The sequence below is a fragment of the Bacillus stercoris genome (genome assembly GCF_029772985.1).
Lineage (GTDB): Bacteria > Bacillota > Bacilli > Bacillales > Bacillaceae > Bacillus > Bacillus stercoris.
Window position 1 is genome coordinate 3,330,384 of sequence record NZ_CP121861.1, and the last position, 15,329, is coordinate 3,345,712.

Sequence of the window (15,329 nt, forward strand, 5' to 3'; positions counted from 1 at the left end):
CGGCGTTTAGACGCCGGGATTTCCTGCTTTTGCGAACATGCTGAGTTCTTCGACAAGCTCTTTTAAGCTTTCCTTAATATTTTCAGCCACTGTAGCATGTTCAACATCAATATGCACCGGATCAAGCACCAGCTGCTTCGGAATGACATTGGCGTAGAGTCCCCGCATCACAGTTCTCATATTGTTCAGTGCATTGATGCCGCCTTTTCCGCCCCCAGCCACTGCCAATAATGCAACGGGCTTATATTTGAATTGTTCGCTGCTTAGAAAATCCAAGGCATTTTTTAAAGCGCCGCTCATGCCGCTGTGATATTCAGGCGATAATAATACAATCGCATCCGCTTTCGTAACGCGTTGCTTAAGCTCCTGTACCTTCAACAGTTCAGATTGATCCGCTTCACCGTTAAAAACCGGCAATACAAACTCGCTTAGATCAATCAAATCCGTGTGATACAGAGCTGCAATATAGGATGCTGCAATTCTTGTTCTGCCATGTTTTCTAGGCGTGCCATTTATGACTAACATGTTCATTTTAAGATCTCTCCATTCAGGTTATATTTCACTGCGAAAAGCGCTGCTTGCGTGCGATCGGCCACTTCAAGTTTTGCTAAAAGATTCGATACATGGGTTTTTACTGTTTTTTCTGAAATAAACAAGGCTGCTGCGATTTCTTTATTGCTTTTCCCGTTCGCGATTTCAGTCAGAACGTCTTTTTCCCTTCTTGTTAATTGATAGTATTTTTCTTTTTCCGGGTCGTGCTGATTTTTCATATGTGTCAGCACATGGGGCATAATAGCTGAAGAAAGCTTGTATTCGCCGGCATGCACTTGCCTTAATGTTTTCACCAATTCCTCGGGCTCCGTATCCTTTAATTGATACGCCTTCGCACCTGCCTGAAGAGCCGGGATCACGTGCTCCTGATCAGAGTAGCTCGTTAGCACAATAATTTTAATCTCCGGAAATTGCTGTATTGCTTTTTTAATGGCTTGAATGCCATCCAGCTCGGGCATGGACAGATCCATTAGAACAAGATCCGGCTTTGTCTCTTCGATGACGCGGAGAGCTTCTATTCCAGTTGCGGCTTCTCCGACAACTTCAATATCATCCTGGGTGGCAAAGAAAAAACGCAGACCCTTTCTGACAACATGGTGGTCATCAGCAATGACAATTTTCATTCCGCCCCTCCTTTTTGGCTTGTTAGCGGAAGCCTGATGGACAGCTTTGTTCCCGCTCCAAGCGCTGAATCAATCCGAAACTTTGCGCCGGCTTTTTCCGCTCGTTCTTTCATGCCCTTGATGCCAAGTGAAGGCAGACCGGCATGCGCTTCATAACAAAACCCCGCCCCATGATCGATAATATCCAGCTCCGCATGGCCCAAAGCAGCAGTCAGACTGACATACGCCGTATCTGTTCCGGCATGCTTTTTGCAGTTATTTAATGCTTCCTGTACGACACGCCATAGCATATGCTCCTGTTCATCAGTCAGAACAGGACAGCCTTTTTGGGTAAACATGACCTTCAATCCAATAAGCGCGCCATAGCTTTTGATGGCTTCAGCCAGCCCTTTCTCCAATCCTCCGGGGCGAAGCTGCCAAATTAACGCTTTCATTTCCGCGAGGGCGTCCTGTGATAGGTTTTGAATGAAATCAATCATCTGCTGCAAATGCTCGTCTTTTGTTAGTGTCTTTGCAGCTTTGGCAGTTAAACTGACGGAAAACAGCATTTGATTGACAGAATCGTGAAGCTCCTGAGCGAGGCGGTTACGCTCCATTAAAAGAGCATTTTTTTGTTTATATTCGGAAAGCCTCATACGCTGGATTGCCGTTCCGATCTGAAAGGCGACAGACTCGAGTAAATGCAGCTCTTCCTCATCAAACATGGTTTTTCCGGCCGCCGCTACATTTAACAATCCGAATCTCCTGTCCCCGTCTTCTAAAGGCACAGTAGCATGATGCGTAATCCCTTCTGTGTCAAAACAATGCAGTTCTTCGGCTGATTCGATGCGTTTGCAGTTCATGATATTAGCAGCCCTTCTAAGCCCTCCGTTATTGAATTTTGTCAGGCAGTAACACTCCCCTTCGCACATCAGCACTTTTTCCTTGCGGCTTAAAGCGGGAGGCAGAAAAGCGTCGGCCGCTAACGTATAGGATCCATCTTCTTCGATCAGAAAAATCCATCCGGATTGAAGATTTGTCAGACTCAGCAATTCCTTTAAAACCTCATCTAGTGTTGCATTGATATCGTGTCCTTGATTTAAGGTTTCCGCAATCGTTTTCAGCGTTTTTAATTTTTCCATCCTCGTTTTGCTCACGTTTCTCACTCCGGCATTAATCTTGTATTTAAGATTATACCAGTTTTTTGTATTTCATTACTTCACTGATGGGATGATTTTCTTTCAGACTTTTGGATGAGAAAAAGAAAAAGCTGGATCATTTACAATGACCCAGCTCATACTTGAATTATTTTTTCGTTGACTCAACAATTTCATCTACCGTTTTCATTACATCCTCAGAAAGGGCGGCAAGACGCTTTTCACTGTCTTCTAAAGATGACCCTTTTACGGCGAAATAGAATTTCACTTTTGGCTCTGTTCCAGAAGGACGAAGACAGAACCAAGACCCGTCTTCCAGGAAGTATTTCAGCACATTTGATTTTGGCAAGTCGATGGCTTCTTCTTTGTTTTCAGTCAGAAGCGTCCGTTTGCTTACAGCGTAATCTTCTGCTGTAACAACCTGTTTGCCGGCCATTTTCTGCGGCGGATTTTTTCTGAAGGATGCAAGAATCGCTTCAATTTGCTCTGCTCCTTGTTTTCCTTTCAGTGTCAGAGATTTCAGCCCTTCACGATAAAACCCATACTCGTTAAAGAGATTGATAAGGGCTTCATATAATGACATTCCCTGCTTTTTATAAAACGCGCAAACTTCAACTGCCAAAAGCGCGGCCTGAATGGCGTCCTTATCGCGGGCAAAATCGCCGATTAAATAACCGTAGCTCTCTTCATAACCGAATTGGAAGGTATACTGGCCTGATGCCTCGTATTCCTTGATCTTTTCACCGATAAACTTGAAGCCTGTCAGCGTATCAATGGTATCAAGGCCGAATGATGAAGCTACGGCACGGCCGATTTCGCTTGTGACAATCGTTTTGAGAACAACACCGTTATTTGGCAGGATGCCTTGTTTTTTCTTTTCAGAAAGCAGGTAATGAAGCAGCAGCGCTCCGGTTTGGTTTCCTGTCAGCACTGTATATTTGCCTTGATCGTCTTTCACCGCGATGCCGAGGCGGTCAGCATCAGGGTCTGTCGCGATGAGAATATCTGCATGCTGCTCCTCCCCAAGCTTAATGGCATATTCGAATGCCGCATGCTCTTCTGGGTTTGGCGATGCAACAGTGGAAAAGTTTGGATCAGGCAGTTCCTGTTCTTTGACAACCGTTACATTTTTGTAGCCGAGCGCTTCAAGGCCGCGTCTGACCGGTTTATTAGCAGTTCCATGCAACGGTGTGAAAACAACCTTTACATCTACTTCTTTCGATAATTCAGGATGGACAGAAATGGACGTCAGTTTTTCTGTATAAACTTTATCAATGTCTTCACCGATGATCTTGATTAAGCCTTTTTCTTTTAACGCATTTTCTTCGTCCACTGTGATTGTCAGCTCATTTTCAATTGCGTTTACCTGTTCAATGACGATGTCCGCTCCCTTCGGAGGCAGCTGGCCGCCATCATCACCGTATACTTTGTAGCCGTTATATTCAGGCGGGTTATGGCTTGCTGTTACCACAATCCCTCCATAAGCGTTTAGCTGCCTGACAGCGAATGACAGCTCTGGCGTCGGGCGAAGCTCATCAAACACGTATGTTTGGATGCCTTGTGTCGCAAGTGTTTTTGCCGCTTCCATCGCAAATTCCGGCGATTTATGGCGAGAATCATAAGCAATGACAACGCCCCGTTTTTTTGCTTCCTCACCTTGCTTCAAGATGTATGCCGCAAACCCGGCTGATGCTTTGCGCACAGTGTAAATATTCATCCGATTCGTCCCAGCGCCGATTTCTCCGCGCATTCCGCCGGTACCGAATTCAAGTTCTTTATAGAAACAGTCCTCAAGAGCCTGTTCATTCCCCTCTAATTCAGTGAGGCGCTCTTTTAATTCCGGATCTAAATGTTCTGTTTGTTTCCAGCGTTCATAGCTCTTTCTCCAAGTCATGTTCGTCCTCCTATGTATCAGCTTATGCCATTATTTTATATGAAGCGGGTGCCTCTGTCACTTGATAACCTGAGATCTGGCACTTTCGGCACGTAAAAAGAAATAACGGGCTGCAGACAGCCCGTTATGATTTATTGTTCAAGCGGCACAACCGCATCGTGTAAAAGCATGTTGAGGTTTTCTGTATGTTTGTTTTTCGTCTGCTCATCCCATTGGAATCGCTCGCTCATAAAATCAATAACGGCATCTTTATATGTTCTTACCCAATTGATATCAAAGAATAAACGTCCCGTTCTGCGGACAAAGAAGTCAGCAGGGGTTGCAGTCATCTCTTCTTCTATACTGTATTCTGCCTCAGCAAGAATATGAACCGGAATGTTGCGTTTCGCGGCCTCATCTTTCAGCGCTTCTATCCGGTCAAAGACGCGATCTACGTTAGAGCCGTATCTGATCGCCAGCTGTTTTGCGTCTTTTTCTGATAAACCGGCTGCAATTCCTTCTTTTGTTTTCGCGGTAACGAAGGACATGAGATTTTTCGAACCTCCGACGTGCCCGCCTGAGATTGGCATGTTTTTCGTTTTACACGGGCCAAAATCCTTTGCGCCTTCTTCTTTTAAGCGGTCACGCACAAGATCAACGATGTGCTCCGCCATTTTTCTGTATCCAGTCAGTTTTCCGCCGGCAATGGTGATCAAGCCTGAGTCAGATGTCCAAATCTCGTCTTTCCGTGAAATTTCAGAAGGATCTTTGCCTTCTTCATGAATCAGCGGACGCAGCCCTGCCCAGCTGGATTCGATGTCATTCGCAGTGATATTCAGTTCCGGGAACATATAATTGATTGAATTGATGACATAATCACGATCCTCCGTTGTCATCCGCGGATGCTCCAGCGCCTCTTTGTAAACAGTGTCTGTTGTTCCCACGTATGTTTTGCCTTCACGAGGAATCGCAAATACCATCCGGCCATCAGGTGTATCAAAATATACAGCCTGTTTCAGCGGAAAGACAGACTGGTCAAATACAAGGTGAATGCCTTTTGTATGCTGCAAATGCTTTCCGTTTTTCGAATGGTCTTTTTCTCTGAGCTGATCGACCCAAGGACCTGTCGCATTGACAATTTTTTTCGCATACACTTTATATTCTTTCTTTGTCAGCACATCTTCCATTAATACGCCGACGGCTTTGCCTTTTTCGTAAAGAAGCTCCTTCACTTTGGAGTAATTCACTGGCTCTGCCCCGAATTTCACCGCTTCCTTCATGACTTCGATTGTCAGTCTCGCGTCGTCAGTGCGGTATTCCACATAGTACCCGCCGCCTTTTAAGCCGTCTTTTTTCACCAAAGGCTCTTTTTGCAGCGTTTCTTTTGCTGAAAGCATGCTTCTTCGTTCTGACTTTTTCACACCTGCAAGGAAGTCATACACTCGTAACCCGATGGATGTTGTAAATGAACCGAATGTGCCGCCTTTATGAAACGGCAGCAGCATCCATTCCGGTGTAGTGACATGCGGACCGTTTTCATACACAATCGCCCGTTCTTTCCCTACCTCAGCGACCATTTTCACTTCAAATTGTTTTAAATAGCGCAAGCCGCCATGTACCAGCTTCGTTGATCGGCTTGATGTCCCCGCCGCAAAGTCCTGCATTTCGCTTAGTGCGACCTTCATACCCCTTGATGCCGCGTCAAGAGCTGTTCCCGCTCCTGTAATTCCTCCCCCGATAATAAATAGGTCATATGTTTTTTTCGTCATGTCTGTCAGCATGCGATCTCTTTCAAGACTTGAAAATTGATGTTTCATCATTACGTTTCCTCCTTGTTGTCACGGTAAATAGAAAAAGAGACCACAACAGCCAAAGTGCATGCTTACACTTTGGTGCTGTGGTCTCTCCTCGTCTCAGGACCGTTCTTATTAACTTGTAACCATTATACCATAGTATTGCATTATTTAAAAGCCATAGCTGCTTTCACGGCTTTTTGCCAGCCTTTATACAGCTCATTTCGTTTTTCTTCTTCTAATTCAGGTTCAAACCGTTTATCCAGATTCCACTGGTTCGCGATTTCAGAACGGTCCTTCCAGAATCCCACAGCGATACCTGCCAAATAAGCCGCGCCAAGTGCAGTCGTTTCATTAATTTCCGGACGCTCCACAGGAACATTCAGCAGATCTCCCTGGAACTGCATCAGGAAATTGTTTTTCACAGCTCCTCCGTCTACACGAAGCGTCTTTAATGAAATGTTTGAATCTGCTTCCATTGCGTCAAGCACATCTTTTGTCTGATAAGCCAATGACTCCAGTGTCGCACGGATAAAGTGCTCTTTTGTTGTCCCTCTTGTCAGGCCGAAAACCGAACCGCGCACATCGCTGTCCCAGTAAGGTGTTCCCAATCCGACAAATGCCGGAACAACATACACGCCGTCAGTTGAATCTACTTTTTCTGCATAAGATTCGCTTAGCGATGAATCCTGGAACATTCTCAATCCGTCTCTAAGCCACTGGATGGCAGAGCCTGCGACAAAAATGCTTCCTTCTAACGCATAGTTCACTTTTCCGTCAATGCCCCAAGCGATTGTCGTCAAAAGCCCGTGTTCGGACTTAATTGCTTTTTCCCCGGTATTCATCAGCATGAAACATCCAGTGCCGTATGTGTTTTTTCCCATGCCTTCTTCAAAGCACGCTTGGCCGAACAATGCGGACTGCTGGTCGCCTGCCGCTCCCGCAATCGGGATATTTTTTCCGAAGAAATGATAATCAACAGTCTCCGCATACACATGGGAAGACGGCTTCACTTCAGGGAGCATGGATTTCGGTATGCCTAAAATGTCGAGCAGTTCATCGTCCCATTTTAAATCGTAAATATTAAACATCAGCGTTCTGGAGGCATTGGAGTAATCGGTCACATGCGCTTTTCCGCCTGACATTTTCCAAATGAGCCATGTATCAATCGTTCCGAACAGCAGCTCGCCTTTTTCCGCTTTTTCTCTTGCGCCTTCCACATTATCTAAAATCCACTTCACCTTCGTGCCGGAGAAGTATGGATCGATTAAAAGCCCAGTTTTTTCTCTGAATTTATCATTATATCCTTTTTCACGAAGTTCCTCACAAATGCCGGACGTCTGTCTGGACTGCCAAACAATTGCATTATAGACAGGACTTCCTGTATCTTTATCCCACACAACCGTCGTCTCGCGCTGGTTCGTGATGCCGATGCCGGCAATTTGAGAAGCGCTGATTCCTGATTCAGAGATGACTGACGCGATAACCGCGAGCACAGAGCCCCAAATTTCATTGGCATTATGCTCAACCCAGCCAGGATTCGGGAAGTATTGTGTAAATTCCTTTTGAGCGGAGTGAACGATTTTGCCTTCTTTATTAAACAGAATCGCTCTTGAACTTGTTGTCCCCTGATCTAAGGATAAAATGTACGTTTCCATAAGATGTCTCCCCTTTGATTAAATATATTTTGAATTTGATAATGTTTTAGCAGAATGTGATTTCGTATAGACATAGAGTCCTAACAATACCACAACCAATATAACGCTTACAATCCAGAAACTGCTCGTGATGTGCCCTTTAAATGCAGCGTTGTAAAATACGCCCCCGAACGATCCGCCTAAAATCGGGCCGACTACCGGAACCCATGCGTATTTCCAGTTTGATGAGCCCTTTCCCGGAATCGGAAGAAATGCGTGGGCGATCCGCGGACCTAAGTCACGCGCAGGATTAATGGCATAGCCGGTGGTGCCCCCTAGAGAAATACCGATCGCTACAATGAGGAAACCAACGATTAAAGGATTAAGTCCTTCTGTAAATTGATTTGCCCCAATGGCCAAGATTCCAAGCACAAGGACAAATGTCCCAATCACTTCGCTTAAAACGTTTGCAAATGTATGCGGAATGCTTGGTCCTGTTGAGAAAACACCCAGCTTGGCAGCGGGATCATCTGTTGACTTCCAATGCGGCAGGTAATGCAGATAAATAATCACCGCACCGATGATCGCTCCGATCATTTGCGCCGCAATATAAACCGGAACCTCTTTCCATGGAAAATCCCCAACAAATGCAAGCGCTATCGTTAGCGCCGGATTCAAATGGGCGCCGCTGATACCGCCTACCGCGTAAGCCGCCATGGCAACACCCAATCCCCATCCAAATACAACAACAATCCAGCCAGACTGGAATGAAAGCGATTTCTTTAAATTGACACCTGCACAAACACCTGCACCAAAAATAATAAGCAGCATCGTACCGATGACTTCTCCCCAAAATGCTGTCATAGCACATTCCTCCTAAAGTCACGATTAAAAAGCATGATAGAGAAGAAGAGAATAAAAAAACCACAACAAACCGCTTTACGGGTGCATAAACATTTGCCGTAAAGAGCTGCTGTGGTCTCCGAGTTCTCCATCACAATGTATTAACCTAGTGCAATTGTATCAGTCTATGAAAGCGGTGTCAATCACTTTCTGTCAAAAAGTTTTCATATTTTTTCCACAATTTGGTATTAGATGTTGTGACAGCTACAGCCCCCGCTTTCAATGCCTGCTCTACATCCTCTTCCGTACGGATGAAGCCGCCGGCAAAGATGGGAATCCCCGTTTTCTCCTTTATTTCCTGAATGAGTGACGGAACGATGCCGGGAAGCACTTCGATGAAGTCAGGCTTATGTTTGCCGATAAACTCCATGCTTTTCTCCATCGCGCTTGTATCAAGCAAAAACAGGCGCTGAATAGCATAAATTTTCTTCTGCTTCGCTTTGGCAATCACGTTCGATCTTGTTGAAATAATCCCAGCGGGCTTGATATCCTGACATATAAATTCCGCTCCGTATTCGTCATGCTTAATCCCTTGAATAAGATCGACGTGCACCATCATGTTCTTTCCATGCTTTTGCGCTTCTCTGATCACGCCCTTCAGCTGGCCGAGATGGATATCAAGAATAACACCGTAAGAGAATGAACTGTTCAAAAACTCATCAAATTGCTTCATATTGCGAATAGCCGGTAAGATCGGCTGGTTGTGAAAACTCATCATGTGCTCCTTTAATCAATCACTTTTATATTATATCGTTTGAAAGCTTTCTTTCACCGTTTTCACGATAAAGGAAAGGTCCTCTTCTGTCAGGCAAAATGGCGGTGCGAGCTGGATGACGTTGTTGTAGCCGGCAACTGTATCTCCGTTTTTGCCGATAATCAGCCCTTTTTCTTTGCATGCCGCAACCACTTGATTTACTTTGTCAGCATCAGCCGGCTCTTTGGTTAATTTATCTTTGATGAGTTCGATTCCGATCAGCAGCCCTTTTCCTCTGACGTCTCCGACTGCCGGGTGTTCTCTCAGAGCTTGAAGCTCACCTAAAAGCTTTGCTCCAAGATCGCGTGAGCGCTGAATCAGCTGTTCGTCCTCCATAATTTGCAGGTTTTTCAATGCCAAGGCACAGGCAGCCGGGCTTCCGCCGAACGTGTTCACGTGGCGGAAACGGTCATAAGGAGCTTCTCCCTGATACGCTTCGAAAATGTCCCGTTTCACAGCAGTAGCTGACAATGGCAGGTACGCGCTTGTGATTCCCTTCGCCATCGTAATGATATCAGGCTTCACGCCGTAGTGCATAAACCCGAACGGCTCGCCTGTCCGTCCAAATCCGCAGATCACTTCATCGCAAATCAAAAGAGCTCCGTGGCGCCGGCAAATGTCCTCCACCTTCTTCATATATCCGTCAGGCGGCATTAGGATGCCTCCGCCTGTAATAATGGGCTCCATAATGACCCCGGCAATCGTTTCGCTTAATTCCCATGTCATGATGCGGTCGATTTCATTTGCGCTTTCAAGCGTATCAGCATCAACAGGATTCCGGTATATATCTGGCGGAGCTGCATGCAGGAACCCTTGGCTTAAAGGCTCGTATTTATATTTCCGCTGCGCCTGTCCGGTAGCTGAGAGCGCTCCCAATGTATTGCCGTGGTATGCCCGATATCTTGAGATGAATTTATAACGGCTGTGATCGCCATTTTGCAGATGGTACTGGCGGGCAATTTTAAAAGCAGTTTCGTTAGCTTCCGATCCGCTGTTGGAAAAAAAGATCACATAATCGCCGCCAAGCCATTCATTCAGCTTTTCCGCCAGTTCAATTGCGGGTGCGTGACTTTGCGTTAACGGGTAATAAGGCAGCTCCTTTAATTGCTCATAGGCAGCCTCCGCAAGCTCCTTTCTGCCGTAACCAATATTGACGCACCACAAACCGGACATCGCATCCAAATAGCGTCGTCCGTCTATGTCGGTTACCCAGGCCCCTTCAGCCTTCTGGGCAATCAGGCTTTCCGCTTGATGCGCTCCCTTCATGGCATGCCACACAAATTGCTCATCTTTTTGCTTTAATCCCTGATTTTGCTGAATGTTTTCCATCCCCATCATCTCCATTTCATTAGCGTACCCTAAAATGCCAATTCATTGAAACAGACCTTCTCTTTATGTGATGTCTTGGTGATGATTTCCCTGCCTTCAATATAAAGCCAGACGGGGCCAGAGTCAATAAACCGTGTCAATCATAAAACGTCCTCTTTCCTCAAGAAGAAAGAAGATGCAGCCAGAACAGGCAAAGTGACAATCTCAGCATCGGACTGATAAAGGTCTCACACGAAACGACTTGGACAGCCCTGCAATAGCAATGTAAGGCCTAGCCGTTTTCTGACGAAAATACAGAAACTTTATAAGACAATATATAATTTAAAGTAAACGTATCAATTCCGCTTTTGTTTCAAAAAAACCCGCCAATTCAGGCGGGTTTCCGGATTATTTCTTATAGTGAATATGATAAATATCACGCCGCCTGTCTTTTAGCTGGCGCACTGTGCCGTTTTGGCGCTGTCTTCTGAGAATTTCCAAGTCAACATCACCGATGACGACCATTTCAATATTCGGGTTTGTTTCGCCGACAATACCGTCTCGGGCGAATTCAAAATCAGACGGGGCAAAGATGCCTGACTGGGCGTATTGGATATCCATGTTTTCCGTTTGCGGCAGGTTTCCAACCGTTCCCGAGATAACGGTATAAATTTGATTTTCAACCGCCCTAGCCTGCGAACAGTATCTGACACGCAAATAGCCTTGACGGTCTTCTGTACAAAATGGCGTAAAGATGATTTTGGCGCCTTTGTCAGCCGCAATCCGGGCAAGCTCAGGAAATTCAATGTCATAACAGATCTGGATCGCAATTTTTCCGCAGTCTGTATCAAACACGCGAACCTGGTCTCCGGCGCTGATTCCCCACCATTTGCGTTCATTCGGTGTAATATGGAGTTTATATTGCTTCTCGATCGTTCCGTCCCGTCTGAACAGGTAGGCGATATTATAGATTTTGCCTTCCTCTTCGACGAAATGTGATCCGCCGATAATGTTGACGTTATACTTTACAGCCAAATCAGTAAAAAGGCTGATGTAATCTTCTGTATACTCGGTAATTCTCTGTACCGCCAAGCTCGGCGACCTTTCTTCAAGGAAAGACATGAGCTGGGTTGTGAAAATTTCCGGGAACACCGCAAAATCAGATCTCGCGTCAGAAGCAACATCGACATAGTATTCTACTTGATTCGCAAATTCCTCAAAGGAATAAATTTTCTTCATTTCATATTGGATTACACAAATTCTCACAGGGAACGCTGACTTATAATAGCGCTTTGTCTGCTGCGGAAGATAATCGACATTATTCCATTCCATCAGCGTCGCATACTTGATCGAAGCTGTATCATCCGGGAGATAATTCGGGTTAATTCGCATAAGGGTAAAGCCGTTCATCAGCTGAAAAGAAAGGACCGGATCGTAAATTTGGTGGCGTGTCACCTGTTCAACATACTCTCTGGCCGTCATTTCATCTGCATACTTGTGGTAGTTCGGAATCCGTCCGCCTATGATGATGCTTTTTAGGTTTAAGCGTCTCGCTAAATCCTTTCTCGCCTCGTACAAACGATGGCCGATCTTCATTCGTCTGTATTTAGGATGCACCATGACCTCAATTCCGTACATATTCAAGCCGTCCGGATTATGGTTGGTGATATAACCGTCATCGGTAATGTCCTGCCACGTATGGCGGTCATCATATTCATCAAAGTTAATCAGGAGACTTGAGCAAGAACCGATAATTTCACCTTCGAATTCTGCACAAAACTGCCCCTCTGGAAAATGCTCCAAATGGCTGATTAAATGCTCTCTCTTCCAAGGCTCCATCCCCGGAAAGCAGTCCTTTTGAAGATCGATAATCTTGTCGATGTCTTTCTCTTCGATATTGCGGATAACCATTTTCTTTTCAAACCGGGTCAAATCTAATTTCTCAGACAACCTACTCGCTCCTTTCTAGTTTTGTGAGTTCAGATGCTCAAGCAATAGGGCGAGCTCCATTTCCGCCATTGATTCAAGCCTGTGATCATAGTCTTCAAACATCAAGGTGCCCGTTACTTTATTCGGGACAATGACACACTTCATTCCTGCGCGTTTCGCAGCAATCGAACCATTGACAGAATCCTCAAACGCGAGACATTCCGCTGGCGATACCCCGAGATTCTTTGCCGCCAATAAATAGAGCTCAGGATTCGGCTTTACCTCTTCCACATCATCCGCCGTTTGAATAACCTCAAAATCATCAAACAGCCCGATTTGCTTCAAATGGCCCGATACCCATTTATAATCGGAGCTGGAAGCAAGGCCTACTTTTAAGCCTAAATCCTTTGCCGCATTCAAATACGCTTCGACACCAGGTCTCGCTTTTTCTGTTTCCATGCGTTTGGCAAACCGCTCTCTTCTCAATTTTGTGAGCTCTTCATGATTCAGCTTTTTCCCGATCTGCTCTTCTAAATATTCAAAAGGCCGGAATCCCGCTGCAGTTCCGATGACCTTCCCCCAGACAGATAGCGGCAGCACTGAGCCGTGCTCTTCAAATATTTCCTGAAGGACCTCATATTCGTGTGTTTCTGTATCTAGAATAAGTCCGTCAAAATCAAAAATTAACGCTTTAATCACTCGGTACAACTCCTTTAGTCCGAATTGAGACATATGTATACATTTACTATACCCCGAAACAAGTCTGCTTTCAAAAAGTAAGGTTTATGTGAAGAAAGAGCCTGCACACTGCAAGCTCTTTCTATTTAATGAATGTTTTGGTGAGAAATGTTTGTCAGCGCTGCTCCCGCAGACTCGTTCGACATCTGATTGACTGCCAGGTCTCCAAGCGCAACGATCCCGACTAGATTGTTTTGATCTACAATAGGAAGGCGGCGGATTTGGTGCTGGGCCATCAGCTGCGACGCGTCTTCCAGACTCATATTAGGGTTTCCTGATACGAGTTCTGTTGACATCACTTCTGAAACGGGTGTCTGGCCATCACGGCCCTGAGCTGTAGTTCTTAATGCAATGTCACGGTCAGTCAGCATTCCTTTTAAAACACCTTGCTCTGCAACGGGAATCGCCCCGACGTTATGCTGTTTCATTAGAGAAGCCGCTTCCTGAATCGTTTGATTCGGAGAAACGGTTGCCACCTGCGTTGTCATTGTATCTTTAACTGAACTCATTGTCAGCACCCCTTTCAATCATTAGTATGTTCAGACACGAGCCGTTTAAAAAGGGAGTTAGAGGAAAGGTTTTATGATATGATTTCTCTGATACAAAAAAGAGCTTTTCTGAAAATAGAAAAGCTCTTGCCACCTGATTATATCAGCCTTCTGTGACCGAAAAAGGCTTTGTTTGCCTTCTTTTGAAAGTCAGAAAAAGCAAACGGAAAATAAATCCCAAAATCATTCAGCATCTTGCTGTTTTTTTCAAAAATCGCCTGATCACTCACATCAGAGTGCGGCGATGGCTTTGTCAGGATAATATGTATCATTTGCAGACAAGCCATAATTTGAAATGCTTCTTTTAATGTTCCTTGGTAATAATGGTTATTTAAATATAGAACGCCTTTCTTTTTAAAGCGCTGAATGTCCAGCTCGGAGAAATAAAGAGGAAATACATCATGGATCAGCTCCATAGACAGCTCCTTGATAAAGCTCTCCTGTTCTGCAGTTGCTGCGTTCACAATTCTCACGTCAATCACCTTTCTTGCCATCGAATATCCTAAGTCTTACTCAAGAATAGCACAGAAAAAAACGCGAAAGCTAAGGTAAGTGTTTCCTATGAGAAACAGCAGCCTTCCGCTTTGAAAAGGAGCCATTTGACATGAAACAAAAAGGCAGAGGGCTTGAGGTCCTCATCAATGAAAAACAGGACGGCCAATGGCTGTTTTCCATACTCAAAACAGGGCTCAAAGCTTCTAAACCTGTGATACAAGAATGGATGACGCATCATCAGATAAAGGTCAATCACGAATCCGTCTTAAACAATATGATTGTAAAAAAGGGAGACCGCGTGTTCATTGATCTTCAGGAAAGTGAAGAATCTTCGGTCATTCCGGAGTATGGCGAGCTTGATATTTTATTTGAGGACAATCACATGCTCATCGTCAATAAACCAGCTGGCATAGCGACGCACCCGAATGAGGATGGGCAAACAGGCACACTGGCTAATTTGATCGCGTATCATTATCAGATAAATGGCGAAACATGTAAGGTGCGCCACGTCCACCGTCTGGATCAGGATACATCTGGCGCTATCGTCTTTGCCAAGCATCGTCTGGCACACGCCATCTTAGACCAGCAGCTAGAGAAAAAGATGCTGAAGCGTACGTATACCGCCATCGCTGAAGGAAAGCTACGGACGAAAAAAGGAACAATTGATTCACCGATCGGCAGAGACCGATCGCATCCTACAAGGCGTCGGATTTCACCAAGCGGGCAAACAGCCGTTACTCATTTCAAGGTAATGGCCAGCAATGCGAAAGAGCGTCTGTCACTCGTTGAATTAGAGCTAGAAACAGGAAGAACACACCAAATTCGTGTTCATATGGCGAGCATCGGCCATCCACTGATAGGAGACTCGCTTTACGGAGGCGGGAACAAGCTGTTAAACAGGCAGGCGCTGCACGCCAATAAAGTACAAGCGGTTCACCCGATAACCGGCGAGCTGATTGTTGCCGAAGCGCCTTTCCCGGCTGATATAGAAATCCTGTACTCTACATATTTTTCATAAAGAAAAGCCGCAGGTATTTCCT

14 protein-coding genes are annotated in these 15,329 nt (G+C 45.3%); 1 reads left to right on the top strand and 13 read right to left on the bottom strand.

All coding sequences use genetic code 11. The annotated features are described in order from the left end of the window. Positions 1-6: 6 nt before the first annotated feature. From yhdA to QA442_RS17445, 13 genes are all read right to left on the bottom strand, one after another. On the bottom strand, positions 7-531 hold the full coding sequence (gene yhdA / locus QA442_RS17385; RefSeq protein ID WP_095432735.1) for an FMN-dependent NADPH-azoreductase: 525 nt from the start codon (positions 529-531) through the stop codon (positions 7-9). Beyond that, entirely contained in the window at positions 528-1,175 is a 648-nt protein-coding gene (yhcZ, locus tag QA442_RS17390) for a two-component system response regulator YhcZ (protein WP_095432736.1), read from the bottom strand. Before yhcZ ends, yhdA begins: the two co-directional genes overlap by 4 nt. Beyond that, positions 1,172-2,311, bottom strand: coding sequence for a two-component system sensor histidine kinase YhcY (gene yhcY, locus QA442_RS17395; RefSeq protein ID WP_095432737.1), 1,140 nt, complete (start codon positions 2,309-2,311; stop codon positions 1,172-1,174). Before yhcY ends, yhcZ begins: the two co-directional genes overlap by 4 nt. Before the next feature lie 148 nt (positions 2,312-2,459). Further along, complete coding sequence (locus tag QA442_RS17400) at positions 2,460-4,205, bottom strand: phospho-sugar mutase (protein WP_095432738.1); 1,746 nt, start codon at positions 4,203-4,205, stop codon at positions 2,460-2,462. 131 nt (positions 4,206-4,336) lie between these two features. Next, positions 4,337-6,004, bottom strand: coding sequence for a glycerol-3-phosphate dehydrogenase (glpD, locus tag QA442_RS17405; RefSeq protein WP_014663337.1), 1,668 nt, complete (start codon positions 6,002-6,004; stop codon positions 4,337-4,339). Positions 6,005-6,144: 140 nt separating this feature from the next. Beyond that, positions 6,145-7,635 (bottom strand): glycerol kinase GlpK, encoded by a 1,491-nt coding sequence (gene glpK, locus QA442_RS17410; RefSeq protein WP_069149265.1) that lies wholly within the window; start codon positions 7,633-7,635, stop codon positions 6,145-6,147. 18 nt (positions 7,636-7,653) lie between these two features. Further along, positions 7,654-8,478 carry a glycerol uptake facilitator protein GlpF gene (gene glpF, locus QA442_RS17415; RefSeq protein ID WP_003233386.1) on the bottom strand — a complete coding sequence of 275 codons (825 nt, stop codon included), beginning with the start codon at positions 8,476-8,478 and terminating at the stop codon, positions 7,654-7,656. A 178-nt stretch (positions 8,479-8,656) separates the two neighbouring features. Beyond that, complete coding sequence (gene glpP, locus QA442_RS17420; RefSeq protein ID WP_014663334.1) at positions 8,657-9,235, bottom strand: glycerol uptake operon antiterminator GlpP; 579 nt, start codon at positions 9,233-9,235, stop codon at positions 8,657-8,659. Between the two features lie 27 nt (positions 9,236-9,262). Beyond that, complete coding sequence (locus QA442_RS17425) at positions 9,263-10,615, bottom strand: aspartate aminotransferase family protein (protein WP_095432739.1); 1,353 nt, start codon at positions 10,613-10,615, stop codon at positions 9,263-9,265. A gap of 372 nt (positions 10,616-10,987) precedes the next feature. After that, positions 10,988-12,529 (bottom strand): bifunctional GNAT family N-acetyltransferase/carbon-nitrogen hydrolase family protein, encoded by a 1,542-nt coding sequence (locus QA442_RS17430; RefSeq protein ID WP_095432740.1) that lies wholly within the window; start codon positions 12,527-12,529, stop codon positions 10,988-10,990. 15 nt (positions 12,530-12,544) lie between these two features. Continuing rightward, complete coding sequence (locus tag QA442_RS17435) at positions 12,545-13,207, bottom strand: HAD family hydrolase (RefSeq protein WP_095432741.1); 663 nt, start codon at positions 13,205-13,207, stop codon at positions 12,545-12,547. A 125-nt stretch (positions 13,208-13,332) separates the two neighbouring features. Next, positions 13,333-13,755: a CBS domain-containing protein gene (locus QA442_RS17440; protein ID WP_014663329.1), complete on the bottom strand. Its 423-nt coding sequence runs from the start codon at positions 13,753-13,755 to the stop codon at positions 13,333-13,335. A 137-nt stretch (positions 13,756-13,892) separates the two neighbouring features. Continuing rightward, positions 13,893-14,288, bottom strand: coding sequence for a YhcU family protein (locus QA442_RS17445; RefSeq protein ID WP_095432742.1), 396 nt, complete (start codon positions 14,286-14,288; stop codon positions 13,893-13,895). Positions 14,289-14,398: 110 nt separating this feature from the next. On the opposite strand from QA442_RS17445, the gene QA442_RS17450 reads away from it, so the two are divergent. Further along, positions 14,399-15,307 carry an RluA family pseudouridine synthase gene (locus tag QA442_RS17450; protein ID WP_095432743.1) on the top strand — a complete coding sequence of 303 codons (909 nt, stop codon included), beginning with the start codon at positions 14,399-14,401 and terminating at the stop codon, positions 15,305-15,307. The last annotated feature ends 22 nt before the right edge of the window (positions 15,308-15,329 follow it).

Coding starts and splice junctions, on each gene's coding strand:
- QA442_RS17400 (WP_095432738.1), bottom strand. CDS start 4,205: ATGACTTGGAGAAAGAGCTATGAACGCTGGAAACAAACAGAACATTTA.
- yhcZ (WP_095432736.1), bottom strand. CDS start 1,175: ATGAAAATTGTCATTGCTGATGACCACCATGTTGTCAGAAAGGGTCTG.
- glpF (WP_003233386.1), bottom strand. CDS start 8,478: ATGACAGCATTTTGGGGAGAAGTCATCGGTACGATGCTGCTTATTATT.
- QA442_RS17445 (WP_095432742.1), bottom strand. CDS start 14,288: ATGGCAAGAAAGGTGATTGACGTGAGAATTGTGAACGCAGCAACTGCA.
- glpP (WP_014663334.1), bottom strand. CDS start 9,235: ATGATGAGTTTTCACAACCAGCCGATCTTACCGGCTATTCGCAATATG.
- glpD (WP_014663337.1), bottom strand. CDS start 6,004: ATGATGAAACATCAATTTTCAAGTCTTGAAAGAGATCGCATGCTGACA.
- yhdA (WP_095432735.1), bottom strand. CDS start 531: ATGAACATGTTAGTCATAAATGGCACGCCTAGAAAACATGGCAGAACA.
- QA442_RS17440 (WP_014663329.1), bottom strand. CDS start 13,755: ATGAGTTCAGTTAAAGATACAATGACAACGCAGGTGGCAACCGTTTCT.
- QA442_RS17450 (WP_095432743.1), top strand. CDS start 14,399: ATGAAACAAAAAGGCAGAGGGCTTGAGGTCCTCATCAATGAAAAACAG.
- glpK (WP_069149265.1), bottom strand. CDS start 7,635: ATGGAAACGTACATTTTATCCTTAGATCAGGGGACAACAAGTTCAAGA.
- QA442_RS17425 (WP_095432739.1), bottom strand. CDS start 10,615: ATGGAGATGATGGGGATGGAAAACATTCAGCAAAATCAGGGATTAAAG.